The following is a 25685-nucleotide window of genomic DNA, read 5'->3' on the forward strand; positions in this document are numbered from 1 at the left end:
GAGCCCTCGGCGGTGTCGGAGGCTCCCTCTATGGTGAGGCTATGGATGCCGGTATCGACGTCGCGGGAGTCAAACGGTCCTTCGGGGCGGTGCACGCGGTGCAGCAGGTGACGTTCAGGGCTCTGCCCGGCCGGGTCACCGGACTCGTCGGGCCCAACGGTTCGGGCAAGACGACGCTCATGCTCATGCTCGCGTCGCTCCTGAGACCCGACGAGGGCGAGCTGCGCATCGGTGGCATCGACCCCGTGTCCGACCCCGCCGGCGCGCGTCGTCTTCTGGGGTGGATGCCGGATTCCCTCGGCGCCTGGCCGAGTCTCACCTCGCGCGAGGTGCTGGTGGCGACCGCGCAGCTCTACGACCTTTCGCGCGAGGACGCGCGGGCCCGGGCCGAACACCTGCTCGAGCTCGTCGACCTCGGCGCGCTCGCCGCCTCTCCCGCTCGCGTGCTGTCACGCGGGCAGAAGCAGCGACTGGCGTTGGCTCGTGCTCTGGTGCACGACCCCCGGGTGCTGCTGCTCGACGAGCCCGCCTCGGGCCTCGACCCTCAGGCGCGTATCGCATTGCGCGTGCTGCTGCGACGGCTGGCGGGTGAGGGACGCACGATCCTCATCTCGAGTCACGTGCTGTCCGAGCTCGAAGAGGTCGTCGACGACGCCGTGTTCCTGGTCGACGGGCGGACCGTCGGCACCGATCGCGTCGCCGCGGCGGCGACCCGCGTGCGGGTGTGGCGTGTGCGCGTCGCCGCCGATGCCGCGCGTTCCGCAGAGGCCGTGCGTCTCGATGTCGCGGCCGCCCTGGGCCGGACGGCCGAGGAGGTGCGGGTCGATCGTCGCGACATCCTCGTGCCGTTCTCCGACGAAGCGGGCGCGGTCGTGGGCCTGCGGTCGCTCGTGGGTGCGGGGCTCCCGGTGGCGGAGTTCGCTCCGGCGGTGGGTGATCTCGAACACGCGTTCCTCGATCTGAAGACCGGACCCGCGCCGAAGAAAACCGACGTCTCCGATGGTTCGACGGCCGACGCCGCGGAAGCGGGAGTGTCCCCGCCGCACGGCTCGTGGGCACCGCCGGCCGCCGCCGACGCCGACCGTACCGACGACGGGAGCACCTCGTGAACCTGCATCGCCTGCGCACGATCATCGGCATCGAGCTGCGTCAGCGCGTGCGCTCCGTCGGCTGGTACGTGCTGCTCGGGATCTTCGCGGTCATCCTCATCGCGCTGCTGAGCCTCTCGTTCGCCGCGTTCTCGCTCACGACGGGCGGCAGCGAATGGTTCTTCTCGCTCGTCATCATGCTCGTGCTGCTGCTCACGCTGCTGGTCTCGCCGACCCTGAGCGGCAGCGCGGTGAACGGTGATCGTGATGCGGCGACCCTCGCTCCCGTCCAGGTCACTCTCGTCACGACGACGGAGATCGTGATCGGCAAATTCCTCGCCGCGTGGATCTCGGGCCTGGCGTTCCTGGTCGTGGCTCTACCGTTCCTCGTCGTCGCGACGCTCGCCGGAGAGCTCAACCCCGGTGCGATCGTGACGTCGCTCGGCATCCTGATCATCGAGGTCGGCGTCGTCGCAGCGATCGGGGTGGGGCTGAGCGCGGTGATCGCCCGGCCCATCTTCTCCGTCGCGTCGACGTATCTGCTGGTGGCGGCGTTGACGGTGGGGACGCTCATCGCCTTCGGGCTCGGGGGTGCGGCTCTGCGCACCCAGACGACGACGATCAGCCGCGAGGTCGATTGGAACGCCATCCCTGCCGGGTGCGACCCCGGCGCCCCGGTGCGCTCGACGGATTGCCCGAGTTACGACCAGTTGCCGTGCGTCGAGTCCCGCACCCTCTCGGAGCAGCCGCGTTTCGATCGCGTGTGGTGGATTCTCGCGGCGAACCCCTTCGTGATCCTCGCCGACGCGACTCCGCCGACGTACGTCGACGGCTACCCGACCGACCTGTTCTCGCAGATCGCCTCCGGCGTCCGTCTGGCGCAGATCACTCCCGACGCGACCACGTCGTTCGACGGATGTGCTCAATCGCGCGGGTGGAGCGTCGATGCCTATCCGAGCACCGAGCAGCGAGTCGCGGGCACCGCGCCGAGCTGGTTCGTCGGGCTGTTCGTCCAGTTGCTGCTGGCGGGCGGCCTGCTCGCGTGGGGCGTCGCGCGCACGCGCACGCCCGCGAAGAGGCTGCCCCCGGGGACGCGCATCGCCTAGCGCGGGCCGTGGGTCGTCGTCGCCCGCCGGGCGTGCCGCCGGTCATGGTTCGCGGTAGCCGTGTCTGCGCGCATGGGGAGGGGCGCCCTCCTGGATCAGGATGGGCGCCCCTCCGGTTCGCTGCGAGGCTCAGGCGTGGCCTTCGGCCGCCGGGAACCCGGGATCGTCGGCGGGGGCTGCGTCGCCCTCGAGGGTGTCACCGGTGTGGTCGTCGAGGTCCACGTGCTCCTCGGCCTCGGCGGCGTCTTCGCGGACCTCGTCGGTGACGGCGTCGGTGGGGGCGGCCGAGTCGGCGCGGGCATCGTCGGAGTGGCGGGAGGGGATGTCAGGAGTGCTCATGCGCTCACGTTCCTCCTCCGGTGCGGCGCGGGCGACCGGCTTGACACGGTCAGTCGGTGGCATCCGGAATCGACGAACCCACCGCAGGCCATGCGGGCAGCGGGTCGTCGAACGCCAGCCACGCCGAGGGTCCGGCGGCGAGCTCATCGTCGGTGAGGGCGGCGTGGTCGAGCACGTGCGCGAGCTTCGGCGCCGAGAGGTCGAGGCCCGTGAAGACGATCTCCTGCCCCATGCCCATGCGGCCGTCGTCGGTGCCGAGCGGCTCGATCCACATCGCCGACCCGACGTGCTCCCACCGCGCCAGGATGCCGGGGCGCGACGCCAGGCGGCAGAAGCCCGCCGAGCGCACCAGGCGTCCGGCGGCGCCCGCGTCCAGCCGGTCGAGCGCCGCTGAGAGACGCGCGGGGTGGAAGGGCCGCAGCTGCTCGTAGCGGAGCGTCATCACGCGGTTGTCGCGCATGTAGGGGTCGTGTTCGCCGTTGAGGGCGCGCACCCACCCGGCTCGCTCGAGGATCTCGCCCTCGTACGTCGCCGCCGAGCGCAGATCGCTGACCGGATCGCGCGACAGCCGCACGATCGCCGCCGGGTTCAGGTGCGAGGCCAGCGCCATCTGCACCGCGAGGGCCGCCGTAGGAACCTGCTCCCAGTTCACCCACACGATTCGCGTCGCGAGCTCCAGCGCGAGCGCGGCTTGTCGTGCCCGTGCGCCGACGTCACCGCGGGTGTCGCCCGGAGTCGCGGATGCCGACAGGGCGGCGTCGTCGAGGAGGTCGCCGATCATGTGACGGGCGTCGACGACGCACACCGCTTCGATCTCGGATCCGCCGCGCGCCGCGATCGCGTGGATGAGGTCGACGTCGGTACCGAGATCGACGACGGACGCGGTGTCGTCCGCCCGCGGCCGGGGAAGGGGGAGGGTGTGAGACACGCGGAGGTCGGCGTAGCGCAGCAGATGGAGGGGCCGCGTCAGGGTGACGGCGGTCCGCTCCGCGTAGGTGCGGCGCTCGGGGGCGCACACGCCCATGATGGCGATCGTGCGGGGCATGGCATCCACCTCTCATTTGTCAGGGGAGTGCACACACTCTAGCTTGTTATTGATAATGCTTATCAACAAGGAGGATGCCATGAAGGTCCGAGCGTCGATCAAGTCCCTCAAGAAGCAGCCCGGCGCGCAGGTCGTGCGTCGGCGCGGCAAGGTGTTCGTCATCAACAAGCTCAATCCGAGGTTCAAGGGGCGCCAGGGGTGACGGCCGAGCCTCGGCGATAACGGAAACGAGAACCGTTCCCAAATAGGTGAACACATTGCAATCCGTGCATGTGTGTGGTGTTCTAACTGATGTGGACACGATCGCGGGGCTCGACGAAGCCGCCGAGCTGTTCAAGGTTCTCGGCAACGAGTCGCGTCTGGCGCTCGTCTGGCTGCTGAGCCGCGAACCGCTCACGGTCGGCGCGCTCGCGGAGCGCGCCGGACTCTCGCAGCCGCTGGTGTCGCAGCACCTGCGGACCCTGCGGCAGTCGGGGCTCGTCAGCTCGGAACGCGAGGGCAAAGAGATCCGCTACGCCCTCGCCGACCAGCACGTCGCTCATGTCGTGCTCGATGCGATCGCCCACGTCACCGAACCGAACGACCAGGGGAACGAACAATGAGCACCGCTGAGACCCACGCCGAGCACACCGTCGACGAGCACGCCCACGGCGACGACTGCGGCCACCAGAAGATCGAGCACGGCGACCACGTCGACTACGTGCACGGCACCCACCACCACGCCCTTCACGGCGACCACTACGACGAGCACGAGTCGAAGGCCGAGCACGGCGTCGACGAGCACCGCCACGGCGATGACTGCGGTCACGAGAAGGTCGAGCACGACGACCACGCCGACTACGTGCACGACGGCCACCGTCACGCGCTGCACGCCGATCACTACGACGAGCACTGAGCTCGAGCGGCATCCTGTGTCACGAGCTCAGGATGTCCCGAGGCCCGCTTCTCCCTCCGGGGTGGCGGGCCTCTCGCATTGCGTCGGGGTCAGGCGTGCACGCGGAAGGAGCGCCCCTCGAACGTCACGACATCGCCCACCTGCAGCTGGCGCCCGCGTCGGCGGTCGACCTCGCCGTTGACCTCGACGTAGCCGTCGATGATCGCCTCTTTCACGTCTCCGCCGGAGTCGAGGATGCCGGCGAACTTCATGAACGGGCCGAGGCGGATGCCCTCACTGCCGATGGGCACATCCTGGGGCGCGGGGGAGGTCATGCTTCCAGTCTCGCAGGAGTCACGCGGCCGGCGCGGGTTCGGAAACGCTGCTCCACCGCGTCGGAACGTCGCGCATGAGGAGGGCGTGGTCGAACTCGGCGGCGCCGGCGGGGAGGGCCTCGAAGAACGTCGAGGAGAGGTCGATGACGGCGAGCGGCTCGACGCGCCAGGCGTCGGTGTCGAGCCGGAGCCCCTCGAGCATTCCCGAGCGCGTGGGCGACCAACCGACGGCATCCTTCTGGAAGAACGCCGACGAGTCCTCGAGGCTCTCGAAGAGGCGGCTGTGGAACGGGATGCCGGGACCCCGGCGGCCCGCGACGCGAACGCGCAGGTCGCTCGCGTCGACGCGGACCGCGAGGTCGTCGCGCGTGGCGTCGAAGGTGACCTCGGCGGGGGAGTGCGTGCCGGGGAAGACGCGGCCGCCGACGAGTCGCACGAGGCGGGAGGAACTGTGGCGCCGCGGGATGTAGACGCCGGTTCGCGGGCCGTCGGCGGTATCCCACTCGACCGCGATGCGGTGCGCGGCGTTGCGGCTGCGATGCCCGACGGCGGGTGCGAACCACGCGGGGCGGACGCCGGTGAGGTGGATCAGGCAGACGCCCGCGACGGCGCTGCCGGCGACGAGTTGAGGACGCAGGCTTCGGGGGAGCAGGGACCGGGTGACGTCGGGGTCGACGCGGTAGTTGACGAGGACGCGATGGGCGATCGTCGCGGCCATCGCGGGCACCGGGGTCGTGCCGCCTTCGGTGCTCGTCTGGGTGGTCATGGCGCCTCCTTCGCTATTTAGCGAAGAAGCTACACGCAATTTAGCTACAGTGCTAGATTGAATGCCGTGACCGACACCGCATCCGACATCTTCGCCGCTCTCGCGCACCCGACGCGGCGCCAGATCCTGCAGGATCTCAAGAACGGTGAGATGGCCGCGGGCGAGATCGCCGCGCGGTTCGACGCGAGCGGGCCGACCATCTCGCGGCACCTCGGCGTGCTGCGCCAGGCCGGTCTCGTCACGGAGCGGCGCGATGCGAATCGCATCCTGTACTCGCTCGTCGGGGAACGGCTGGCGCTGTCGGTGGGCGACTTTCTATCGACGGTGTGCCCGGAGCAGATCGTGCTGCGCGAGGTGCGCAAGCGGCGGCCGGCCGTGCGCGGAGCGGTATCGGCTGAGGTGTAGTCGTGTGGGATCAGTCGGATGGGGGCTTCTCGCCGGCGCGCCGCCAGTCGGCGATGTACGGGGGGAGCTCGGTCGTCAGGGTCACCCAGAGGCGCTCATCATTCATCGCGCGATAGCCCGCGTGGGATGCGATATTGCGCATCGTCCGCAGGGCCGCGACGACCTCGGCGGGCGTGTTTGTGACGAACGGAGCGAACTCGTCGGTCTCGAAGAGCGCGGCGGCCCGGATGATCGCCATCGAGCCGGACGCGTACGAGGGGGAGATGCGCTGGAAAGCGCTCCTCCCGCTCCCCACGGCATAGCTCAGGAACGCTTCGATGGCGTCGACGCTCTCGAGGAAGTTCGCCCGAGCATGGTCTGTGAGGGGAGGCTCTGTTCGTGGTGCCCGCGTGAAGCGCTTCGCCGGTTGTGGATCGGAAGCCCTCACAGGGCCGCCATCGCCGTCGAGTCGAGGAAAGCGGGACGCTGCTCATCGTCGACGATCACATCGACGGCGAACCCCGTGAGCTCTTCGACCGCGCTCGTGAAGGCGGCGATGTCGAAGTACCCACGGCCGCCGTCGATGCGAGCGAGAAGGTCGATGTCCGACGTGAAATGGTCGGCGCCCGTCGCGATCGAGCCGAATACGCGGATGTCATGGAGTCCGTGCCGTCGTCCTGCCTCGACGATGGCCTCGGCGTTGTCTTCGAGGGCCAGGCTGGGTCGGTAGTCGGCGGCTCGAAGGAGCCGCTCGAGGGCGTCTTCGCTGGGGTTCCTCGTGCCGTTCTCTATGGCGGCGACATTCGGCTGGCTCATCCCGGCGGCGCGTGCCAGGTCGGCCTGCGACATGCCCCGGTCGAGTCGCGCGGCCCGAATGACGTGCGGGGCGCGGCTTCGATCGACGTGTCGGATCACGGGTATACCTCCGCGATATATCGTACCGACTCGGGTGCTGACCGGTCAGGCGTCGACGCGACGGCGGGAGTCGAACCCGCCACGCCTTCGGTTATGAGCCGAGGCCCGGGACCGCCCGGATCGCCGCGATGTGACCCCACGCTAACCCCGCGTGCGGCAGGGGCGAAGGGCCGTTGCGCGGCGTGACGCGATGTGTCGCCGTGTGGCATGTGCCCGGCTTGTCAGCCACGGCGCCCGTCGATGATCGCCCGCGTCGAGTGCTCGAGGTGCGCGCGCACGACCCGCTCCGGATCCTGCAGCGCGTGCTCGACGTACGCGCGGTGCTCCTGCGTCAGTGCCCCGGGTGCGTATGCCGGTCGCACGTGAGTGAGGAGCAGGCGCATCTCGCCGTCGAGACGGCGGTACTCCTCGGCGATGCGCGGCGATCCGGACGCGTCCACGAGCGCGAGGTGGACGCGCGCGTGGGCGTCGAGCGTGGCGAGCCAGTCGCCCGCGGCCTCGGCTGTGGCCAGGTCACCGAGCGCGGCGTCGATACCGGGGGGACGGATGCCGCGTTCGCGCACGATCCGCAGGGCCTCGGTCTCGAGGGCGCATCGCAACTGCTGCAGAGCGATCAGGGCGTCGTCGTCGAGCAGCGAGACGCGGACCCCGCGGTAGGGCTCGGCGGTGGCGAGCCGCTCGGCGGTGAGTGTCGCCAGAGCCGTGCGTGCGGTGTGCCGTGAGACGCCGTGCGCCGCGCTGAGCTCCTCCTCGCGCAACGCAGTGCCGGGCGCGAGTTCGCCCGACAGGATTCCGGCGCGCACGCTGTCGGCGACCGCGTCGGCGGTGCGGGGGCCGGGGGTGGAGTTCGCCGAGCGGTGCGGGGCTGCACCGCCCGTGTCCGCCGCGGCGCCTTCGTTTCCGTCAGGCGCGGGCCGTGGCATCCGGAACCTCCTCACGACGACGAGACGGGGCCGACACCACGGCGAGGCCCACCGCGATGAGGGCCAGGCCGATTCCGCTGACGAGCGTGAGCTGCTCGCGCAGCACGAACAGCCCGAGCAGGGTGGCGGCGAGGGGCTCGGCGAGGGTCAGCGTCGACACGGTGACGGCGCTCAGCCGCGCCAGGCCCCACCCGAAGAGCAGGTACGCGATCGCCGTCGTCACGACCCCGAGCCACAGGGCGAGTGCGAGGCCGTTCGGGGTGAGCAGCCATGACGTTCCGGCGAGAAGGAGCACGGGCAGGCTCGCGGCGGCGGCGACGCCGAACACTGCCCCCATGACGCGCGTGGAGGTCCACCCCCTCTCGATCAGCGCCTTGCCGCACACCGTATAGAGGGCGTACGACATTCCCGCGCCCGCCGAGGCGAGCAGGCCCGCCGGGGCGAGCGCGGTCGCGCCGCCGGTCACGCCCGAGACGAGAACGACCCCGAGAAGGGCGATGGCGGTCGCGACCATCCACCGCGGTGACGGGGCGCGGCGGAGGCGGATGGCATCCACGATCCCGGTCGCAATCGGTGCGGACCCGAGGGCGACGACCGTGCCGATCGCGACACCGTTCTCGCGCGTGCCGAGGAAGAACAACGGTTGGTAGGCGAGGACTCCGGCCGCTCCGATGGCGATGAGTGCCGACGTCGACGTTCGAGAGCCGCGGTGCGGCCGCACGGGCGCGCGTTGCGCCAGGGCGAGAAGGCCCAGGATGCCACCACCCACCACGATCCGTGCCGCCCCGACCGCGAGCGGCGAGGCGTCGACGCCCGCGAGGGCCTGCGCCGTGCCCGTGGTGGAGAAACACAGCGCCGCGGCGAGGATCGCGAGGGCGGGGAGCATGCATGAATTGTTACACAATCTGCGCGTCGTCGTGCGTCTCAGTCGCGGAGCGCCGTGACCATCGATCGCAACGCGTGCAGGGCGGCGGCCTGCTCGGCATCCGTCATCCCGCTCAGCATGCGCTTCTCGACGGACCGCACCGCCGCGCTCGCCGCCTCGAGCGACCGCCGGCCCTTGGCGGTGAGCCGCGTGGGGAGGGCCTTGCCGACCGGCGGCGCTGTGGGACGCTCGACGATGCCGTCGCGCTCGAGGCTCTGCAGTAGCACGTTCATCGACTGTCGTGTGACGAAAGCGCCGCGCGCGAGGTCGGAGTTCGACAGGCCGGGCCGCTGGGCGAGCAGCTCGAGGCAGGAGTAGTGCGTGATCGTCATTCCGAGCGGGCGCAGCACGTCTTCCATTGCTGCGCGCAGAGCGCTCGCCGCTTCTTTCAGGAGGTAGCCGAGCGAGGTGTCCAGGTCGATTGCCTCTTGCGCCATGTCAGTATTCTGACATATGCTCTGTGTCAGATAACTGACACGCAAGGAGCATGCCATGCCCGCCACCGGACCCGACTTCATCTCTCTGCAGGTGCGCGACCTCGCCGCCTCCCACGCCTTCTACGAGAAGTACCTCGGCTTGCGCCGTTCGCCCACCGGCCCTCCTCACGCCGTCGTCTTCGACACCGCACCGATCGCCTTCGCTCTGCGCGACCTCGCGCCCGGCACCGACCTCACCGGCGTGGACCAGCCGGGCGTCGGCGTCGCCGTCTGGCTCCACGCCACCGAGGTGCAGCAGATGCACGACGCCCTCGCCGCCGACGGGCACCGGATCGTCATGGCCCCGATCGACGGACCGTTCGGCCGCACCTTCACCTTCGCCGACCCCGACGGCTACCACGTCACCCTGCACGACAGGGCCTGAGCCCGGGGCGGTGGGCCTCGGCATCCGGGACCGTCCTTGCGGAGGCGAGGGGGGAACATCGCGATCGCCGCGGCCGTCAGACGGCGTGTCGGCGGCACACTCCGCGGGACGGCGGGGCCCCGCCGTGAGAGGGGACCGGATGCCGGCACCCGGGGCGTGCGCCCGAATCCACCCGCCCCGATGCCCGCCGCCGGCCGGTCGGGAGCCCGGGAACGGACGGGTAACGTAGGTGCATGGCGACGACGGCGGGGCGAGGCATCCTGGCCCTCAGCATCGTCGCGATCCTCCTCGCCATCGGCACGGTTCTCGCCGTGCTGGTCGATCCGTTCACGCGCGAGCAGATGACGGTCGACCCGGCGGCGGAGTGGGTCGCCCGCGTCCTGCTCGTCCTCGGCGTGGTCTGGCTGCTGATCGGCGCGATCGCCGCTCGCACGCGTCTCGTCCGCCGACCCGGAGCGGCCGCCGCCCGCGCATCGTGGATCGCCTCCACCCGCCCCTGGCGCTCTCGAGAGTCCAGCCTCGGGCTGCTCCCGCTCGACCGTTTGCTCATGATCCTCGTGCCCGGCGCGCTTCTCGTCATGACGCGGGTCGTGCAGACGCCCCGCGACGGGCTGTGGGGGATGCTCATCGCCGTCGCCGGGTGGCTCGTGTTCGCCGCCGCCGTGCGTCTGCTGCTCGGACGCCGCTCGCCCTGGCCGATCATCGCGGCGGTGGGCGGGGCCCTCGTCCTGCGGTGCGTGGTGGCGCTGCTGGCCGTGTCGTTGTCGGGGCCGGAGGGCATCTGGCCGACGATCTGGGCGCAACCCTGGGTGCGGGTCCTCTACCTCGCGGTCGCTTTTGCTCTCGTGGCCTGGGTGTTCGTCGTGGCCGGTTGGTCGCTCTCGGCGCAGCTCGGTCGCCGTCGCGCCGCGGGCGTCGCCCTCGCCGGGATGGGCGTCGGTTACGCCCTCCCCGCGGCGACCATCGCGGTGATGGGGGCACGCGATGCCCTCCGCACCTGGAACGAGCAGATCGGCGTGCTGCCGTGGGATCTCGCGCGCTTCACCGGCGCGCGCGACGGCGCGTTCCCCCTCGAGATCATGACGACCACGGCCGTGATCGGCGGGGTCGCCCTGATCGTCGGCGTCCTGCTCGCTTTACCGCGCCGCGTGTACGTCCGCTCCGCGCGCTGAGAGTCAGCGTCCGGGGGTCTGGTCGAACGGTCCGCCGCGACCGATCTCGCGTACCTCCTTGCCGAGGGGCATGAGCGACACCGGAACCAGTTTGAAGTTCGCGATTCCGAGCGGGATGCCGATGACCGTGACGCACAGCAGCAGCCCGGTGACGATGTGGCCCAGGGCGAGCCACCATCCGGCGAGGATCACCCAGACGACGTTGCCGAGGAACGATCCGACACCGGCGGAGCGCTTCGCGACGATCTCGCGGCCGAACGGCCACAGGGCGTACAGGCCGATACGGAACGAGGCGATCCCCCAGGGGATCGTGACGATGAGGATGCACAGCACGATCCCCGCGGCGAGGTAGCCGAGGAAGAGCCAGAAGCCCGAGAGGGCGAGCCAGAGGACGTTGAGGATCAGGCGCATGCGTCCATCATGGCGACGTCGGCTGAACGGCATCCGAGGGTGACTCCCGGCTCTAACCCGGGCCGTCTCGGCGCGCAACCGCCTGCCTGCCGCGCGGAGTCGCCGTTAGCGTGGGCGCACCGAGGAAAGGGATCCGCCATGTCCGACATCACCCGTGCCACACCCGAACGCCGCGTCCTGTCGAGCTTCAGCGACTACACCGGGGCGCAGGCCGCCGTCGACCGGTTGTCGGACGCCGGTTTCCCCGTCGAGCACACCGCGATCGTCGGAACCGGCGTGCGCATCGTCGAGCAGGTGACCGGCCGCCTCACGCGCGGTCGCGCGGCCGGGCTCGGAGCCGCCTCCGGGGCGTGGTTCGGGCTGATGATCGGCGTGCTGATCGGTCTGCTCAGCGTCGGGGGCTTCCTCGGTTTTGTCTTGCTCGGTCTCGTGCTCGGCGCCGTCTGGGGCGCCGTCTTCGGCTTCGTCGGCCACGCCTTCACGGGCGGCCGCCGCGACTTCTCGTCGGTGCAGGGGTTCGAAGCCGAGCGGTGGGATGTGACGGTGGATGCAGAGCACTTCTCCCGCGCGCAGTCGCTGCTGTCGTCGGGAGCGGCGGGCGAAGCGCGCGGCTGAGGTATCCGCGGGCGCCCGGGTGGGTGCCGGGGTCGGCGGTCCGGTCGTGTTGGGGCGTCGTGCGTGGCCCCGGGGCGTGTTCGGTTGCACCGGGCCACGAGCGGGAGAAGCGCGACCCCCGGGTCTGACCGGCGACGGGGCCGATGTCGGAGGCCCCCGCCTAGACTTGACCCCGCCATGACCGATGCCTCCACGCCCCTCATCTTCGATGGCCCTGTGCCGTCGTCGGCCCGACCCGACGCCGACCTCCTCGAGGGGCTGAACGGTCCGCAGCGCGAGGCCGTGACCTATCGCGGCCCGGCGCTGCTCATCGTCGCGGGCGCCGGTTCGGGCAAGACCAGCGTGCTCACGCGGCGCATCGCCTCACTGCTGCGCACCCGCGAGGCGTACCCCAGCCAGATCCTCGCGATCACCTTCACGAACAAGGCCGCGGGTGAGATGCGCGAGCGCGTGCACCAGCTCATCGGTCAGAAGGCCGACGGCATGTGGATCTCGACGTTCCACTCCGCGTGCGTGCGCATCCTCCGCCGCGAGGCCGAGCAGTTCGGCTTCACCAAGTCGTTCACCATCTACGACTCCGGAGACTCTCGTGCGCTCATCAAGCGCCTGGTGAAAGAGCACGAGGGAGACTCGTTCGGCCTGACCCCGGCCGGAACCCAGAGCCGCATCTCGAAGCTCAAGAACGAGCTGGCCGATGCCGAGTCCTACGCGCGGTCCGCCAACATGAGCGACCCGGCCGAGCGGGTGTTCGTCGAGATCTTCGGCTCCTACCAGCGCGAGCTGCAGCGTGCCAACGCCTTCGATTTCGACGACCTCATCGCCCAGACCGTGTACCTGTTCCGGGCATTCCCGCAGGTGGCCGATCGGTACCGCAAGCGGTTCCGGCACATTCTGGTCGACGAGTACCAAGACACCAACCACGCGCAGTACGCGCTCATCCACGAGCTCACCCGGCCTCCGGGGTCCGACGCCGAGCCGTTCTCGTCGGGCGGCATGATGATCTTCGACGCCGAGCCCGCCGGCGAAGATGCGGCGTCGCTCACGGTCGTCGGTGACTCCGACCAGTCGATCTACGCCTTCCGCGGCGCCGACATCCGCAACATCAGCGAGTTCGAGCGCGACTACCCGGGCGCCAAGGTCGTGCTGCTCGAGCAGAACTACCGCTCCACGCAGAACATCCTGTCGGCGGCCAACGCGGTCATCTCGAACAACTTCGACCGCAAAGACAAGAAGCTCTGGACCAACGTCGGTGCGGGCGATCCCATCATCGGCTTCACCGGCTACTCGCAGCACGACGAGGCCCAGTTCGTGGCCGACGAGATCGAAGCGCTGCACAAGAAGGGCGTCGACTATTCGGGCGTCGCGGTGTTCTACCGCACCAACTCGCAGTCTCGCGCGCTCGAAGAGATCTTCATCCGCTCGGCCGTGCCCTACAAGATCATGGGCGGCACGAAGTTCTACGAGCGCGCCGAGATCAAGGACGCCCTCGCCTACCTCGTCGCCGTCGCCAACCCCGCGGACTCGATGGCGCTGCGGCGCATCCTCAACCGTCCGCGCCGCGGCATCGGTGACGTCACAGAGACCGCCATCGCCCGCTACGCCGCCGAGCACGACATCACCTTCCGTGACGCCCTGGCCAACTCGGCCCAGATCGGCGTCGGCCCGAAGCTGCAGAAGGCCATCGACCAGCTCGACGCGGTGCTGACCGAGGCCACGGCGGTCATGCTCCCGGCATCCGGAGAGCTCGCCCCCTCCACCTCGGTCACCGAGGGTCTGACGCTGCTGCTGAACAAGAGCGGCTACTTCGACGCCCTGCGCGCGAGCAAAGACCCGCAAGACGAGGCGCGCCTCGAGAACCTCGACGAGCTCGTCGCCGTGACACGCGAATTCGCGCGCAACAACCCCGAGGGCACGATCATCGATTTCCTCACCGAGGTCACGCTCGTCGCAGATGCCGACGACCTCGACGACGCGTCGGGTTCGGTGTCGCTCATGACCTTGCACACGGCGAAGGGCCTCGAGTACGACGCGGTGTTCCTCACCGGCGTCGAGGAAGACCTGCTGCCGCACCGCATCTCGGCGAACGAACCGGGCGGACCGCAGGAGGAGCGCCGACTGTTCTATGTCGGTATCACCCGCGCCCGCAAGCGCCTCCACCTCTCGCTTGCGATGACCCGCGCACAGTTCGGCGAGGTCACGGTCGCGATGCCGAGCCGGTTCCTGCAAGAGATCCCGGCCGACCTCATCGACTGGCGGCAGTCGCCCGGCGACGTCAACGGTCGCGGAGGTTCGCAGTCGCGCGCGCTCAACGCACGCGGCCAACGCCCGGGTCAGCCGGGCAGCGGGGGTAATCGTTACGGTGACGACCTCGTGCCGCTGCCCAAGCGCGCGCCGGCCGACCCGAGCAAGTTCCCCAACCGCATCCCGGCGAAGGTTCGCGACAACGGCGACCTGGAACTCGCGTCGGGCGACCGCATCCGCCACGACGACTTCGGCGAGGGCCGGGTCGACGCCGTGACGGGCGAAGGCGCGAAGCGCGTGGCGCACGTGCGCTTCGACACCGTCGGACCGAAGAAGCTGCTCGTCAAGATCGCGCCGATCGCCAAGCTGTAGGGCCCGTCGCGCGGCGGTCCGCGGGCGCGGCCCGCATGGTGGCGTGCGGGTTCGGGTCGCGCGGCGGCGCGCGAGCTCTCGGTCCGGCCCGCTCGGCGTGAGCGCTCGGCGTGCCCGCTCGGCGCGAGACGCCGCCCGCGGGCGGGGTGCGGTGTGCGGCCCGGTATGGGCGGTCGGGCGGCGGTGTGTGGCCCCGGTGTGCGCGAGCGGTCGGCGGTGTGCTGCCCCGGTGGGGGCGGTCCTGCGGCGGTGTGCTGCCCCGGTGTACGTGGGCCTGCGGCGGTGTGCTGCCCGCGGCAACACGCATAAACGCTCTTTGCTCTCATAAACGCGCTGTGCTCGCGTTTATGAGAGCAGATCGCGTTTATCGCTGCTCAGTGCGGTAGGTTGTCCGCGTCTTGACCCGCCGGCCGGGCGCGTAAACGCGATCCCGCGGCGTGAGCGCGGTCTCGGCGCCCGCGGCGTGAGCGCTGCTCCGACCCGCTCCGCCCCATACATAAACGCGATTCCGTCGCATAAACGCGCTCTGCTCGCGTTTATGGGCGCGTATCGCGTTTATCGGCGCCTGGATGTGACCGGCCCGACCCGTGGGCGCGCCCCGCTGGCCGGCGGGCCCGGGTCGCGGGCGCCGGCCGAGGCGCACGCACGGGGCCACGCACCCGGCTGGACATGGGGCCACACACGGGGTCACGCACGGGGCTGCACACGGGGCTGCACCCGGGGCCACGCACGGGGCTGTGCGATGCGCCGGTGCGCTCGCTGTGCGCCTCCGCGCCGAGCGGACGTGCGCCGCGCACCCGCCCTCGCGGACCCGGCCGCGTGAACGGCCCGGATAGGCTTGCGCAATGGCTCTCTTCTCGCGCCGCAAGAAGTCCGACTCCGACGACGCATCGGTCGACCGGCCCGACACCACGATCGAGCCGGGCGAACAGCCCGTCGATCCCGCAGGCCCGAGCGACGCCGCTCCTGTTGCAGAGGTCCCGGCCGAAGCCGCCCCGACCGTGGGCATCTCGATGTCGTCGTTCCGCGGCGTGGGCGCCGGCCCCGACGTGCCGGACCCCTCGTCGACGCCGCCCGTGGCGGCCCGCCCGTCGGCGCGGCAGCCCGGCGCGATGGAGGCCCCCGAGGCTCCCGAGACGGTGCCGGGTCTTCGCGACAACGTCCTGCTCGGTAACGCTCTCGCCGAGATCGAGGGGCAGCCCGAACCGACCCAACTGCTCAACATCGCGCGGCAGCTGCTGCAGGGACACGTCTTCCTTCGCGTGAAGGGCGACGCCCGCGCGCTCCTCGCCGAGGGCAAGGACCTCCCGCTCGCCGTCGCCAACAACGGAGACGAGCAGCTCGTCCTCGCCTACAGCGGCGGCCAGGCCCTGCGCGCCAGCGTCGAGGCGGACGGTGACCGCGACACCTCCGCGATGGGCCAGCCCGTCATGGCCCTGCTGCGTCACGTGCTCGCGGGTCCCTTCGCGGGTCTCATCCTCGATCCCGCGTCCCAGCCGAACCGCGCCGTGCTTCCCAAGGCCCTCCTCGAGCGCATGGTCGCCGAGGTCGACCCCGAACTGCGCATCAAGACCGCGCTGTGTGAGACTCGCGATGACTCCACGGCATCCACGATCGTCGATGCCATCGTCGCCGAGGCGCCCCTCTGGATTGGAGTGAACCGCTCCGAAGAGGGGGGCCCGATCGGCGTCGCCGAGTCGCGGTCGGCCACGGGCGAGCGCTTCCTCGAGGTCTTCACGCACCCGCTCGAGCTCCTCGCCCTCGGACGTGGCGACCAGCCGCTGCCCATCCAGCGCACCCAGCTCGCGAAGGCTCTCGCCGGCGACGCGGCGCTGACCGGCATCCTGATCGATCCTGCCGGCCCGTGGATCCGCATCGACCGCGACGAGCTCGCTCCGGTGATCGCTCTGGCGGAAGAGGGCTCCGAGCCCACCGCCTGATTCGATGACACGACGGCGGGCCGCTCCCTTTCGGGGGCGGCCCGCCGTCGTTCGTGTCAGACCCCGTACAGTTCGCCGACCGGCACCGCCACCGGAAGCACATTGCCCGCCGGTGCCAGCGGGCACGCCCACATCGGGTCGTACGCGCACGAGGGGTTGTACGCGAAGTTGAAGTCGATGACCAGGGTGTCGGGGGCGGCACCCCGGCCGAGGTCGGCCCCCTTGATCGTGTCGAGCAGGTAGCGCCCACCGCCGTACGTACCGCCGGGGCGGCCGGCCGCGGCATCCCGAACAGGGACGAACAACCCGCCCCCGTACGAGGTCAGCCGCCAGACGTCGAGAGACCCGGTGTCGGGCAGCTCGACGCGACCGATGCGCTCGAATCCCACCTCGCCGTCGGTGCCGGTCGTCGCGACGAATGAGGCCTCATCGGCGTCGAGCAGGGGTACCTCGAAGCGCCACGCGGCGTCGTACGGTGCGAGTGGCAGGCCGACGAACCCTTCGCGCTGCTCCGGGAGCAGGGGAGTGGCCGGGTGATCGGCGAACAGCGCATCTCGCTCGATGCGCCACAGCTCGTGGGCGTCTTCGGGGTCGTCGGCTTCGCGCACCGCGTCGTACAGGGCGAAGACGCGGCGGCGCCAATCGGCGATGTCGAGGGCGGTTCGAGCGGCTGCGGTGGTCATGTGTCGAGCGTAAGGGGCGGCCGGATGCCAGGACTCGGGCTGGACAGTGGGAGCGGTGAGACTGTGGGCGGGGCTGGCGGGCGGGCACCCCGGCGACCGGGACTTCGTGCGGACAACGTTGGGCTGCGAAACCGTAGGTCTCCGCCCCCGGAAATCGCCGTGGCATGGAGGGGCGCTCCAGGTTTCACCGATCGATCAGGTGAGTTGGTCGGCGACACCCTGCAGCTGGTCGGCAAAAACGATAGACCCTGTTGAAGGACGAAAATCCCAACCGATCGACCCGCTCTATCTGGGCGGCTGGCCCGAGGGTGCGCCGGCAGATGCTGTTGATGTCGTGGAGTTCGGAAGACGAGATCGTCGGGACCGACGCGGTCACGCGTGTGCCCCCATATGAGCTCGGAGAGCTGAGCCTTCCAGGGCGACCCCTATGCCGAAGCCGACGAGAACCGTTCCTGTAACGCCATCGATGGTGCGAGACACTTTTCGGCGTCGAAGCCACCGGCTGGACTTCTGGGCTACCAGGGCGAGAGCCGTCGACCAGGCACTACCGATCAGCACGTGCACTCCAGCGAGCGCGAGACCCCACACGATGTGAGGTGCCTCTTCGGGGATGAATTGGGGGAGGATCGCGACGTAGAACGCGCCCATCTTCGGGTTGAGCAGATTCGTCAAAGCGCCTTGGCGCCATCCGCGGAAGAAAGAATCCCCGCTGACGGGGCCATCGTCGCCCGCTCCGGCGGTGCCGGTCCCGCGGATCGCCGACCAGATCATCCGCCCACCGATCCACGCGAGGTATGCGGCCCGACGAGACGGATGGCGTCATAGAGCTGAGCAGAAGCCAGCAGGATCGCGCTGACGCCGATCGCCGCCAGGAAGCCCCACAGGAGGGTTCCTGTTTGGATACCGGCAATGACTCCGAAGGCTCGCCGCTTTCCGCTGACAGCGGCACTGCGGAGGACGAGGGCTGTGTCCAGGCCGGGGGTGACAGTGAGCAGGCCAACCACGAGGGCGAATGACGCGATCACCGAGACGGAGGGCAGCATGTATCGAGGGTAGCGTCGGGGTATCTCGCGGTTGATGTCCTGCCGCTCGACACACGTCGGCTTCGCATGAGGTTCGACGACCCGACCCGAACCCCGTCCCGCAGTGCAACCCGGCAGACACCACCGCCACCCGGGCGCTAGCGTCGGGACATGGCATCCCCCCGCATCACGCTGACCGTGCCGGGCCCCGAGGGTGATCGCGAGGTGGGCATCTCCAACCCCGATCGCGTGCTGTGGCCCGAGGTGGGCATCACCAAGCGCGAGCTCGCCGAGTACCTCATCGCCGTCGCCGATCCCTTCATCGCCGCGAACGGGCACCGGCCGGTGTCGCTCGAGCGCTTCCCCGAGGGCGTGGGCGGCGAGGCGTTCTTCTCGAAGAACCCGCCGAAGGGGGCGCCGGACTTCGTCGAGGCCGTGACCGTGACGTACAACAGCGGGCGCCGGCATCCGCAGCTCTTCCTCGGCGAGATCGCGTCGGCGGTGTGGGCCGCGCAGATGAACACGATCGTGTTCCACCCGTGGGCCTCGCTCGCGAGCGACGCGGATCACCCGGTCGAGTTGCGCATCGACCTCGACCCGCAACCGGGCACCGGTATCGCCGAGGCGGTCGCGGCGGCGCACGAGTTGCGGACGGTCCTGCGCGAAGCGGGTCTTGAGGCCTGGATCAAGACCAGTGGCAACCGCGGTCTGCACGTGTTCTGCCCGATCGAGCCGACGCATGAGTTCCTCGACGTCCGGCACGCGGTCATCGCCGCGGCGCGCGAGCTGGAGCGACGGATGCCGGATGCCGTGACCACCAGCTGGTGGAAGGAAGAGCGCGGAGAGCGGATCTTCGTCGACTTCAACCAGGCCAACCGCGACCGCACGATGGCGGGTGCCTACTCGCCCCGAGCGCTGCCGACCGCGACCGTGTCGACGCCGGTGACCTGGGACGAACTCGACGACATCGACCCGCTCGCCTTTACCGTGCGTTCGATTCCCGAGCGATTGGCATCCGTCGGCGATCCGTGGGCGGGATTCGCCGAGAAACCCGGACGCATCGACACGCTGCTGCAGTGGTGGCAGCGCGACCTCGACGACGGGCTGGGGGAGCTGCCGTTCCCGCCCGAGTTCCCGAAGATGCCGGGGGAGCCGCCGCGCGTGCAGCCGTCGCGGGCGAAGGCCCCGGGCGCTTAGGGGTTCAGCGCGTCGCCCGCGGCGCTGCGGTAGTAGAGCACCGCGCGTCCGTACCGCGTGCGGTTCAAGAGCCCCGCGCGTTCCATCACGCGCAGGTGCTGGTTGATCGCCGAGGTCGAGACCCCGAGTTGCAGGGCAAGATCGGTGGAGGATGCCGGCTCACCCAGCGCCACGAGAAGTGTCGCGCGCGTGCGACCGAGCAGGTCGACGACGGCGTCGGGTGCGGGCTGCGCGCTGGTGGACCACATCGCCCCCTGCCCGCGTGCGGGATACATCACCGTGGGCGGGAGGTCGTCGTCGATCGGCGTCGAGACGCGGACGGTGAAGATCGACGGGACAAGGGTGAGGCCTTCGCCGAGGACCGGTCGGCGGCGAATCTCGGGGTTCCACAGCCGCACGTCGAGGTGGCGTCCGTCATAGCGCGCGGCATCCGACAGGCCGTTCAAGACGGTGCCCATGCCCGCTTGCGCGGCGATGCGTCCTCGGTAGGCGATGTCGGCGCGCAGCACCGCGCTCATGCGTGCCCAGTGCGGGGCGAAGCAGAGGTCCCACGTGGTGGCGAGCGCCCGCTGCAGGCGCGCGACGACCAGATCATGACGCCCGCGGAAGACCGCCGGCACCTCTCCGTGCACCCGCTCGAGATCTATATGCAGGCGCGACCGCGAGATGCGGCCGAGCTCGGCCAGTTCGTCGTCGAACGACGTGAGGGGCGAGGCGGGCCGCGGGTTGACGAAGTCGGCCGTCCACTTGCGGTCGTTGATCAGTGCGAGCAGCACGTCGAGATCCAGGAGCGGGCGCACGTCTGCGATCTGGCGGAGCCACGGAGCCTGCAGCGGGTACCCCTCCGGCTGCGACAGGGCCCGGAGTCCGAGGCCCAGCTCCGACAGCGGCGAGATGCCGAAACGGATCGCCGAGATGTCGGCGGCCTCCAACTCGTACCGGATCATGAAGCCCCACGCTACATCGATTGAACGGCATCCCGGCGCCTGGATCAATGGAGACGTGACCAGCACGATCCCCACCGTCCCCCTGAAAACCCTCGTGCAAACGGACAAGACGCTGGGCCGCCTGCTCACGATCACCCTGGTCGACACCCTCGGACGCGGTGCCTTCTTCACCCTGACGACGCTGTACCTCACGCTCATCGTGGGGCTCGAGCCGGTGACGGTCGGCATCGGTCTGACCGTCGCCGGGGCGGTGGGCGTCGCCAGCTCGCTCGTTTTCGGCCACCTCTCGGATCGCTTCAGCGCGCGGATGATGCTGATCGTGCTGCACGTCGTGCAGGGCGCGGCGCTCATCGGCTACCTCTTCGTCGGCGACCTGCCCTCGCTCGTGATCGTCGCCTCTCTCGTCCTGCTCGCTCAGCAGGGCGGCGGGAGCGTTCGCTCCGCCGTCGTCGGACGGGCGTTCCGCGGAGACGACCGCGTACGCATCCGCGCGGCCATGCGCACCGTGACCAACGTCGGCATCGGGGTCGGCACCGCGGTCGCGGCGATCCCGCTCGCCCTCGGCACCCCGTTCGCTTTCCACCTGACCATGACGATCGCGGGCTCGTTCTTCCTCGTGTCCGCCGTGCTCGTCGCGGGGCTCGATCCTGCCCGCGTCGACCTCTCCGTCGTCGAACCCGCGCCGGATGCCCCCGCCGTCGCCGGTCGTAGCCCCTATCGGGACCCACGCTTCTTGTGGTTGACGGCTCTCATGGGGGTGTTCGGCATCCAGTTCGGTGTGTTCGAGATCGGTGTGCCGCTGTGGGTCGTCGCCCACACGATCGCGCCCGACGTCGTGGTGAGCCCGCTGCTCTTGGTCAACACGGTCGTCGTGGTCCTGCTGCAGGTGCGGATGAGCCGTGGGACCGGGACCTTCGCCGGGGCAGGACGCGCGATGAGCAGGGCCGGGTGGCTCATGGTCGCGGCGTGCGCGCTGTGGGCGGGCGCCGGATGGATCGGGGGCGAGGGAGGGGGTCCGGTGGCCGCGGTGATCGTGGTGCTGCTGGCCGCGGCGGTCGTGCACTCCCTCGCCGAGATCACCTCGAGCGCCGCGGGGTGGAGCCTCAGCTTCGACCTCGCCCCGCAGGAGCGCATGGGCAGCTACCAGGGTGTCTACGGCACCGGATACGCGGTCGGCGCGATGATCGCCCCCGTGGTGGTGACGCTCACGGCGATCGATCTCGGCACGGGCGGGTGGGCGATCCTCGCCGCGATGTTCGCCGCGGCGGCTGCCGGGGTCGTCGTGATCGCACGTCGGGCCGAGCGGGAAAGGGGTGCCGCTCCCACCGACTGAGCGACAGTGCGGGAGCCGCCGGACTCAGTCGAGCACGTCGCCCAGGTCGTACGACGCCACCGTCTCGAGCTGTGTGAACGTGCAGGAGCGGGCATCGCGGTCGGGGCGCCAGCGGTCGAACTGCACGGTGTGGCGGAAGCGCATGCCCTCGAGCTGGTCGTAACGCACTTCGAGCACGAGATCGGGGCGCAGCCGCACGAACGACACGTCTTTCGACGCCGAGAAGCGCGAGCGGTCGGTTTCGCCGACCACGGCGGCGCCGTCTTCGTCGCGCTCCACCAGCGGAGCGAGTTCGTCGATCAGCTCTCTACGTCGTTTGTCCGTCCAGGCGGAGACGCCACCAACGCCGTGCAGGTGACCCTCGTCGTCGTAGAGGCCGACGAGCAGCGATCCGACGCCCTCGCCCGATTTGTGGATGCGGTAGCCGAGTGCCACCACATCCGCGGTGCGGGCGTGCTTGATCTTGAACATCGTGCGCTTGTTCGGCGCGTACGGCTGGGCGAGCGGCTTGGCGATCACGCCGTCGAGGCCCGCGCCCTCGAACTCGGCGAGCCACCGGCGCGCGAGGTCGGGGTCGTCGGTCGTGCGGGTGACGTGGACCGGGTGCGGCACCGAGCCCAGCAGGTCTTCGAGCTGCGCCCGGCGTTCCGAGAACGGCTCGTGCTGCAGGTCGCGGTCGCCGCGCGCGAGCAGGTCGAAGGCGATGAACATCGCCGGCGTCTCTTCGGACAACATGGTCACGCGCGACGCCGCGGGGTGGATCCGTTGCGACAGGGCTTCCCAATCGAGGCGCTGGTGGCCGGCGGCGCCGCGGGCCACCACGACCTCTCCGTCGATCAGGCACGGCTCGGGCAGGATCTCGGCGAACGCCGCGACCAGCTCGGGGAAGTACCGAGTGAGGGGCTTGGCTCCGCGGCTGCCGATCTCGACGTCGGTGCCGTCCCACGACACCAGCGCGCGGAAGCCGTCCCATTTGGGTTCGTAGCTGAAGCCGCCCGCGACCTTGGCGTGCTCGGGCACCTCGGGCACCGACTTCGCCAGCATCGGCGCGGGGATGTCGTAGCCCATGGGTCAGTCCGTGCTCTCGCCCCCGGCCAGCGGCACGGGGTTGCGGCGCTTCTTGCGTCGCGCCCACTCCGCGGGTTTGTCGTCGCCGTTCCAGACGGTGATGATGCCCCACACGACGGCGGTCAGCGGGACCGCGAGCAGGGTGCCGAGGATGCCGCCGATCGCGGTACCGCCGGCCAGCACGACCAGCACGACGAAGGAGTGCAGCTTCATCGAGCGGCCCATGAGCACGGGCTGCAGGAAGTTGCCCTCGAGCTGGTTCACGAGCACGACGATGCCGACGACGATCAGCGCGACGACCCATCCGTTGGTGACGAGGGCGACGAGCGCGGCCAGGATGCCGGCGGTGACGGCCCCCACGATCGGGATGAACGCGAGCAGGAACACCAGGACGGCCAGCGGAAGGGCGAGCGGGACCTGCAGGACCGCGAGACCGATGCCGATGCCGATCGCGTCGACGGCCGCGACCGAGGCGGTACCGCGGACGTACGAGCCGAGAACGGTCACCGTCTTGTCGCCGATGCGGCGCGCGCGGTCGTAGTCGCGACCGTGGAAGGGGCGGAGTACGAACTCCCACATGCGGGGTCCGTCTTTGAGGAAGAAGAACAGGATGACGACCATCAGGACGAAACCCGTGACGAACGAGGCGATCGCGCTGACGCCGGCGAGAGCTCCGGTGCCGAACTGCGAGCTCGTCACGAAGTCTTGAATGCCTTGCACGGCCTGGTTGACCTGGTCGGGCGAGATGGCGAAGGGGAGCGTGTGGTACCAGTCCTGCGCCTGCTCGAAGCCCTTCTGTGCCTGCGAACTGAGGTACGGCCACTGGTCGATGACCGCGTTGACCACGAGCCAGCCCAGGGCGCTCAGCACCACGACGACAGCCAGCAGCGTCAGCAACGTCGCCAGCACCGCCGGCACGCCCTTGCGCCGCATCCACATGGTGACCGGACCGAACGCCGAAGCGAAGATGAGCGCCAGGATCAGGGGGATGATGACGAGTGTCACCTGCTGGATACCCCAGATGAGACCGGCGACCAGGATCACCACGACGATGATCTGCACCGCGCGAACGGCGAGGCGCCCGAACCCGTCGGCCCAAAGACTCTTCGGCGGCGGTTGGACCGCCTCGGCGACGGAGGTGACGGCGTCGCGCGGTGCGGGGTGACGAGAGAACAGGCCCATGAGCACACGGTAGCGGGGGCCTCCGACATGGCGACGGAGGTTGCGCCGTGCCGGGGTGCCGGATAGGGCGGCGGATACCGGGAACCGCGCCGTACCGCGTGCCGCGGCCCCGCCGTTCACGGTCGACCGGGCCGCGACGTCGCCCGAGGCGGTGACCGGTGCCCGCTCGGAGGGGATCGGGGCGCCGCGTCCCGGCATCCGGGATCGCACGAGCTTGGTGAGGTCGATCAGATCAGAGTGCCGGGGTGCCCGCGTCCGGGATCGCACGAGCTCGGCCACCTCGATCGGATCAGGGTGCCGGGGATGCGGCATCCGGGATCAGACGAACGCGCTCATTCCGGTGATGTCGCGGCCGAGCAAGAGGGCCTGGACGCTCTCGGTGCCCTCGTACGTGTGGATGGCCTCGATGTCGGCCATGTGCTGCATGACGCCGTTCTCGAGCAGGATGCCGTTGCCGCCGAGCAGGTCGCGGGCGATCGCCGCGACCCGGCGCGCGGCGCGGGTGTTGTGGTACTTCGCGAGCGACGCCTGGGTGGGACGCAGACCGCCCGACGACTCGAGGTCGGCGAGACGGCGGCAGTACAGCTGCATGGCGGTGAGCTCGTCGAGCATCTGCGCGAGGCGCTCCTGCACCATCTGGAACTTCGCGAGGGGCTTTCCGAACTGCATGCGCTCGGTGGCATACGTCCGCGCGATCTCGTAGCAGGCGGTCGCGTGACCGAGCGCCGACCAGGCCACACCCGAGCGGGTGGCGAACAGCACGACCGACGCGTCCTTGAAGGTGTGAGCGCCGGGCAGCACGGCATCCGCGGGAAGACGCACGCCGTCCATCGCGATGTGAGCCTGGTGGATGCCGCGGAGCGACACCTTTCCGGTGATGACGGTGCCCGTGTAGCCCGGGGTGCCCTGCTCGACGAGGAAGCAGCGAACGTTGCCGTGGTCGTCGCCGCCCTCGTTCTCGACGCGGGCCCACACGAAGGTGATGCCGCCGGAGGCACCATTGCCGATCCACTTCTTCGTGCCGCTGAGCGACCAGCCGTCGTCGGTGCGGGTCGCCGTGGTCTCGAGCGAGACGGAGTCGGACCCGTGGTCGGGCTCGGTCAGCGCGAAGGCGCCGAGCACGGTGCCGTCGGCGAGGGGCTTCAGCCACCGCTCCTGCTGCTCGGGCGAACCGTAGAACGCGAGCGTCCGCAGCGCGAGTCCGCCCTGCACGGCGAGCGCTGTGGCGAGGGAGCCGTCGTGGCGCGAGATCTCCATGTTGACCAGGCCCGCGGCCAGCGGTGAGGTGTACGGGAGCTCGGGGTGCTCGATGCCGTCGGTGAACAGCTCGAGCTCACCCATGCGCTGCACGAGGTCGATCGGGTAGCTCGCGGCATCCCATTCGCCCTGCATGCGCGTGCCGACCTCGTCGGCGAAGGCCTTGGCGGTGTCCCAGACGGCGCGGTCGGCGTCGGGGATGTCGGCGAACACCGCGTAGTAGTCGGTGTCGCGGCGGCCGAGCAGGTCGTAGCGGGCGACGCGCTCTCCGGGGAGCGTGTGGGCATCGGCGTCGATGGTCATGGTTCCCAGTATCGCGCATGTTGGTACTGGGTGTCACGCTTCGGAGTGGACTCGCGGCGAACGCTCGGATGGGTGCGCGGGTGGGCGCCCGGGTGCGCGCGGCGCCGTGTCGCGCGCCCCGTGATGACCGGGCCCGCTTCGACGTCGAGTGTCCACGACACCCGGATGCTTTTCTGGAACGTCCGGGTGTCTTGGACACTCAACGCGGGGGTCGTGCCCCGCGATGGTGTTGGGTGATCGGGAGGTTGAGTGTCCACAACACCCGGAAGGTTTTTCAGAACGTCCGGGTGTTTTGGACACTCAACGCAGGGGCCCCGTCCCGCGATGGCGGTGCGTGATTGGACGTTGAGTGTCCACAACACCCGGACGATTTTTCGCAAC

General features: G+C 70.1%; 28 protein-coding genes, 1 tRNA gene and 1 pseudogene. 13 read left to right on the forward strand and 17 right to left on the reverse strand.

The window, feature by feature from the left end:
• The first annotated feature begins 41 nt into the window (after positions 1-41).
• Together MTE01_RS00640 and MTE01_RS00645 are read left to right on the forward strand one after the other, a co-directional pair.
• Positions 42-1109 carry an ABC transporter ATP-binding protein gene (locus tag MTE01_RS00640; protein WP_141375116.1) on the forward strand — a complete coding sequence of 356 codons (1068 nt, stop codon included), beginning with the start codon at positions 42-44 and terminating at the stop codon, positions 1107-1109.
• Complete coding sequence (locus MTE01_RS00645; protein ID WP_141375118.1) at positions 1106-2194, forward strand: ABC transporter permease; 1089 nt, start codon at positions 1106-1108, stop codon at positions 2192-2194. The genes MTE01_RS00640 and MTE01_RS00645 overlap by 4 nt, the downstream gene beginning before the upstream one ends.
• A gap of 129 nt (positions 2195-2323) precedes the next feature.
• Here MTE01_RS00645 and MTE01_RS00650 read toward each other — a convergent pair whose 3' ends face one another.
• Complete coding sequence (locus tag MTE01_RS00650) at positions 2324-2533, reverse strand: hypothetical protein (protein WP_103206695.1); 210 nt, start codon at positions 2531-2533, stop codon at positions 2324-2326.
• A 49-nt stretch (positions 2534-2582) separates the two neighbouring features.
• On the reverse strand, positions 2583-3578 hold the full coding sequence (locus MTE01_RS00655) for a GTP-binding protein (RefSeq protein WP_141375120.1): 996 nt from the start codon (positions 3576-3578) through the stop codon (positions 2583-2585).
• Between the two features lie 79 nt (positions 3579-3657).
• On the opposite strand from MTE01_RS00655, the gene ykgO reads away from it, so the two are divergent.
• The 3 genes from ykgO to MTE01_RS00670 all read left to right on the forward strand — a co-directional run bounded on the left by ykgO (position 3658) and on the right by MTE01_RS00670 (position 4473).
• Positions 3658-3780 (forward strand): type B 50S ribosomal protein L36, encoded by a 123-nt coding sequence (gene ykgO, locus MTE01_RS00660; protein ID WP_056226526.1) that lies wholly within the window; start codon positions 3658-3660, stop codon positions 3778-3780.
• Positions 3781-3871: 91 nt separating this feature from the next.
• Positions 3872-4180 carry an ArsR/SmtB family transcription factor gene (locus tag MTE01_RS00665; RefSeq protein WP_103206693.1) on the forward strand — a complete coding sequence of 103 codons (309 nt, stop codon included), beginning with the start codon at positions 3872-3874 and terminating at the stop codon, positions 4178-4180.
• A complete protein-coding gene (locus MTE01_RS00670) occupies positions 4177-4473 on the forward strand; it encodes a hypothetical protein (RefSeq protein WP_103206692.1) in 297 nt (98 codons plus the stop codon). The genes MTE01_RS00665 and MTE01_RS00670 overlap by 4 nt, the downstream gene beginning before the upstream one ends.
• Positions 4474-4562: 89 nt before the next feature.
• Here MTE01_RS00670 and MTE01_RS00675 read toward each other — a convergent pair whose 3' ends face one another.
• Together MTE01_RS00675 and MTE01_RS00680 are read right to left on the reverse strand one after the other, a co-directional pair.
• The gene (locus MTE01_RS00675) at positions 4563-4787 is read right to left on the reverse strand and encodes an RNA-binding S4 domain-containing protein (protein ID WP_103206691.1); all 225 of its coding nucleotides are present in this window, start codon (positions 4785-4787) and stop codon (positions 4563-4565) included.
• A gap of 19 nt (positions 4788-4806) precedes the next feature.
• Positions 4807-5553, reverse strand: a complete 747-nt coding sequence (locus MTE01_RS00680; protein WP_218026305.1) for a DUF2071 domain-containing protein — start codon at positions 5551-5553, stop codon at positions 4807-4809.
• Positions 5554-5619: 66 nt separating this feature from the next.
• Here MTE01_RS00680 and MTE01_RS00685 point away from each other — a divergent pair, with 66 nt between their 5' ends.
• Positions 5620-5958, forward strand: a complete 339-nt coding sequence (locus MTE01_RS00685; protein ID WP_141375122.1) for a metalloregulator ArsR/SmtB family transcription factor — start codon at positions 5620-5622, stop codon at positions 5956-5958.
• A gap of 10 nt (positions 5959-5968) precedes the next feature.
• On the opposite strand, the gene MTE01_RS00690 is transcribed toward MTE01_RS00685, so the two are convergent.
• The 6 genes from MTE01_RS00690 to MTE01_RS00710 form a co-directional block, all read right to left on the reverse strand.
• On the reverse strand, positions 5969-6196 hold the full coding sequence (locus MTE01_RS00690) for a ribonuclease HepT family protein (protein ID WP_141375124.1): 228 nt from the start codon (positions 6194-6196) through the stop codon (positions 5969-5971).
• Positions 6197-6381: 185 nt separating this feature from the next.
• The gene (locus MTE01_RS00695) at positions 6382-6852 is read right to left on the reverse strand and encodes a helix-turn-helix domain-containing protein (RefSeq protein ID WP_218026306.1); all 471 of its coding nucleotides are present in this window, start codon (positions 6850-6852) and stop codon (positions 6382-6384) included.
• A 55-nt stretch (positions 6853-6907) separates the two neighbouring features.
• A tRNA-Met gene (locus MTE01_RS16895) sits at positions 6908-6980 on the reverse strand.
• Between the two features lie 93 nt (positions 6981-7073).
• Positions 7074-7775: a GntR family transcriptional regulator gene (locus tag MTE01_RS00700; protein WP_141375126.1), complete on the reverse strand. Its 702-nt coding sequence runs from the start codon at positions 7773-7775 to the stop codon at positions 7074-7076.
• Positions 7756-8661, reverse strand: a complete 906-nt coding sequence (locus MTE01_RS00705; RefSeq protein ID WP_141375128.1) for a DMT family transporter — start codon at positions 8659-8661, stop codon at positions 7756-7758. The genes MTE01_RS00700 and MTE01_RS00705 overlap by 20 nt, the downstream gene beginning before the upstream one ends.
• Positions 8662-8699: 38 nt before the next feature.
• A complete protein-coding gene (locus MTE01_RS00710; protein ID WP_141375130.1) occupies positions 8700-9137 on the reverse strand; it encodes a MarR family winged helix-turn-helix transcriptional regulator in 438 nt (145 codons plus the stop codon).
• Between the two features lie 55 nt (positions 9138-9192).
• Here MTE01_RS00710 and MTE01_RS00715 point away from each other — a divergent pair, with 55 nt between their 5' ends.
• Entirely contained in the window at positions 9193-9561 is a 369-nt protein-coding gene (locus tag MTE01_RS00715; RefSeq protein ID WP_141375132.1) for a VOC family protein, read from the forward strand.
• A gap of 233 nt (positions 9562-9794) precedes the next feature.
• Positions 9795-10733 (forward strand): hypothetical protein, encoded by a 939-nt coding sequence (locus tag MTE01_RS00720; protein WP_141375135.1) that lies wholly within the window; start codon positions 9795-9797, stop codon positions 10731-10733.
• 3 nt (positions 10734-10736) lie between these two features.
• Here MTE01_RS00720 and MTE01_RS00725 read toward each other — a convergent pair whose 3' ends face one another.
• Positions 10737-11144: a YccF domain-containing protein gene (locus MTE01_RS00725; protein ID WP_141375137.1), complete on the reverse strand. Its 408-nt coding sequence runs from the start codon at positions 11142-11144 to the stop codon at positions 10737-10739.
• 138 nt (positions 11145-11282) lie between these two features.
• Between MTE01_RS00725 and MTE01_RS00730 the strand changes: the two genes are divergently transcribed.
• The 3 genes from MTE01_RS00730 (at position 11283) to MTE01_RS00740 (ending at position 16312) form a co-directional block, all read left to right on the forward strand.
• Positions 11283-11759, forward strand: a complete 477-nt coding sequence (locus MTE01_RS00730) for a YflT domain-containing protein (RefSeq protein ID WP_116238632.1) — start codon at positions 11283-11285, stop codon at positions 11757-11759.
• A gap of 177 nt (positions 11760-11936) precedes the next feature.
• Positions 11937-14372: an ATP-dependent helicase gene (locus tag MTE01_RS00735; RefSeq protein WP_141375139.1), complete on the forward strand. Its 2436-nt coding sequence runs from the start codon at positions 11937-11939 to the stop codon at positions 14370-14372.
• 845 nt (positions 14373-15217) lie between these two features.
• Positions 15218-16312 carry an SseB family protein gene (locus MTE01_RS00740; RefSeq protein ID WP_141375141.1) on the forward strand — a complete coding sequence of 365 codons (1095 nt, stop codon included), beginning with the start codon at positions 15218-15220 and terminating at the stop codon, positions 16310-16312.
• Between the two features lie 56 nt (positions 16313-16368).
• On the opposite strand, the gene MTE01_RS00745 is transcribed toward MTE01_RS00740, so the two are convergent.
• Complete coding sequence (locus MTE01_RS00745) at positions 16369-16995, reverse strand: DUF1684 domain-containing protein (protein WP_103206678.1); 627 nt, start codon at positions 16993-16995, stop codon at positions 16369-16371.
• Between the two features lie 372 nt (positions 16996-17367).
• Positions 17368-18038: pseudogene (locus MTE01_RS17470) on the reverse strand (LysE family translocator).
• A gap of 150 nt (positions 18039-18188) precedes the next feature.
• Here MTE01_RS17470 and ligD point away from each other — a divergent pair.
• Positions 18189-19214, forward strand: coding sequence for a non-homologous end-joining DNA ligase (ligD, locus tag MTE01_RS00755; RefSeq protein ID WP_141375143.1), 1026 nt, complete (start codon positions 18189-18191; stop codon positions 19212-19214).
• On the opposite strand, the gene MTE01_RS00760 is transcribed toward ligD, so the two are convergent.
• On the reverse strand, positions 19211-20161 hold the full coding sequence (locus MTE01_RS00760) for an ArsR/SmtB family transcription factor (protein ID WP_141375145.1): 951 nt from the start codon (positions 20159-20161) through the stop codon (positions 19211-19213). The genes ligD and MTE01_RS00760 overlap by 4 nt on opposite strands.
• 55 nt (positions 20162-20216) lie before the next feature.
• Here MTE01_RS00760 and MTE01_RS00765 point away from each other — a divergent pair, with 55 nt between their 5' ends.
• Positions 20217-21494, forward strand: a complete 1278-nt coding sequence (locus MTE01_RS00765; RefSeq protein WP_170210572.1) for an MFS transporter — start codon at positions 20217-20219, stop codon at positions 21492-21494.
• 24 nt (positions 21495-21518) lie between these two features.
• Here MTE01_RS00765 and MTE01_RS00770 read toward each other — a convergent pair whose 3' ends face one another.
• The 3 genes from MTE01_RS00770 to MTE01_RS00780 all read right to left on the reverse strand — a co-directional run bounded on the left by MTE01_RS00770 (position 21519) and on the right by MTE01_RS00780 (position 25304).
• Positions 21519-22562: an ATP-dependent DNA ligase gene (locus MTE01_RS00770; protein WP_141375149.1), complete on the reverse strand. Its 1044-nt coding sequence runs from the start codon at positions 22560-22562 to the stop codon at positions 21519-21521.
• 3 nt (positions 22563-22565) lie between these two features.
• Positions 22566-23744, reverse strand: coding sequence for an AI-2E family transporter (locus tag MTE01_RS00775; RefSeq protein WP_141375151.1), 1179 nt, complete (start codon positions 23742-23744; stop codon positions 22566-22568).
• Between the two features lie 318 nt (positions 23745-24062).
• Positions 24063-25304 (reverse strand): acyl-CoA dehydrogenase family protein, encoded by a 1242-nt coding sequence (locus MTE01_RS00780; protein WP_141375153.1) that lies wholly within the window; start codon positions 25302-25304, stop codon positions 24063-24065.
• Between the last annotated feature and the right edge of the window lie 381 nt (positions 25305-25685).

It is taken from the genome of Microbacterium testaceum, from assembly GCF_006539145.1.
Classification (GTDB): domain Bacteria; phylum Actinomycetota; class Actinomycetes; order Actinomycetales; family Microbacteriaceae; genus Microbacterium; species Microbacterium testaceum.

Coding starts and splice junctions, on each gene's coding strand:
- MTE01_RS00640 (WP_141375116.1), top strand. CDS start 42: ATGGATGCCGGTATCGACGTCGCGGGAGTCAAACGGTCCTTCGGGGCG.
- MTE01_RS00650 (WP_103206695.1), bottom strand. CDS start 2,533: ATGAGCACTCCTGACATCCCCTCCCGCCACTCCGACGATGCCCGCGCC.
- MTE01_RS00655 (WP_141375120.1), bottom strand. CDS start 3,578: ATGCCCCGCACGATCGCCATCATGGGCGTGTGCGCCCCCGAGCGCCGC.
- ykgO (WP_056226526.1), top strand. CDS start 3,658: ATGAAGGTCCGAGCGTCGATCAAGTCCCTCAAGAAGCAGCCCGGCGCG.
- MTE01_RS00670 (WP_103206692.1), top strand. CDS start 4,177: ATGAGCACCGCTGAGACCCACGCCGAGCACACCGTCGACGAGCACGCC.
- MTE01_RS00675 (WP_103206691.1), bottom strand. CDS start 4,787: ATGACCTCCCCCGCGCCCCAGGATGTGCCCATCGGCAGTGAGGGCATC.
- MTE01_RS00680 (WP_218026305.1), bottom strand. CDS start 5,553: ATGACCACCCAGACGAGCACCGAAGGCGGCACGACCCCGGTGCCCGCG.
- MTE01_RS00690 (WP_141375124.1), bottom strand. CDS start 6,196: ATGGCGATCATCCGGGCCGCCGCGCTCTTCGAGACCGACGAGTTCGCT.
- MTE01_RS00700 (WP_141375126.1), bottom strand. CDS start 7,775: ATGCCACGGCCCGCGCCTGACGGAAACGAAGGCGCCGCGGCGGACACG.
- MTE01_RS00705 (WP_141375128.1), bottom strand. CDS start 8,661: ATGCTCCCCGCCCTCGCGATCCTCGCCGCGGCGCTGTGTTTCTCCACC.
- MTE01_RS00710 (WP_141375130.1), bottom strand. CDS start 9,137: ATGGCGCAAGAGGCAATCGACCTGGACACCTCGCTCGGCTACCTCCTG.
- MTE01_RS00715 (WP_141375132.1), top strand. CDS start 9,193: ATGCCCGCCACCGGACCCGACTTCATCTCTCTGCAGGTGCGCGACCTC.
- MTE01_RS00720 (WP_141375135.1), top strand. CDS start 9,795: ATGGCGACGACGGCGGGGCGAGGCATCCTGGCCCTCAGCATCGTCGCG.
- MTE01_RS00725 (WP_141375137.1), bottom strand. CDS start 11,144: ATGCGCCTGATCCTCAACGTCCTCTGGCTCGCCCTCTCGGGCTTCTGG.
- MTE01_RS00730 (WP_116238632.1), top strand. CDS start 11,283: ATGTCCGACATCACCCGTGCCACACCCGAACGCCGCGTCCTGTCGAGC.
- MTE01_RS00735 (WP_141375139.1), top strand. CDS start 11,937: ATGACCGATGCCTCCACGCCCCTCATCTTCGATGGCCCTGTGCCGTCG.
- MTE01_RS00740 (WP_141375141.1), top strand. CDS start 15,218: ATGGCTCTCTTCTCGCGCCGCAAGAAGTCCGACTCCGACGACGCATCG.
- MTE01_RS00745 (WP_103206678.1), bottom strand. CDS start 16,995: ATGACCACCGCAGCCGCTCGAACCGCCCTCGACATCGCCGATTGGCGC.
- ligD (WP_141375143.1), top strand. CDS start 18,189: ATGGCATCCCCCCGCATCACGCTGACCGTGCCGGGCCCCGAGGGTGAT.
- MTE01_RS00760 (WP_141375145.1), bottom strand. CDS start 20,161: ATGATCCGGTACGAGTTGGAGGCCGCCGACATCTCGGCGATCCGTTTC.
- MTE01_RS00770 (WP_141375149.1), bottom strand. CDS start 22,562: ATGGGCTACGACATCCCCGCGCCGATGCTGGCGAAGTCGGTGCCCGAG.
- MTE01_RS00775 (WP_141375151.1), bottom strand. CDS start 23,744: ATGGGCCTGTTCTCTCGTCACCCCGCACCGCGCGACGCCGTCACCTCC.
- MTE01_RS00780 (WP_141375153.1), bottom strand. CDS start 25,304: ATGACCATCGACGCCGATGCCCACACGCTCCCCGGAGAGCGCGTCGCC.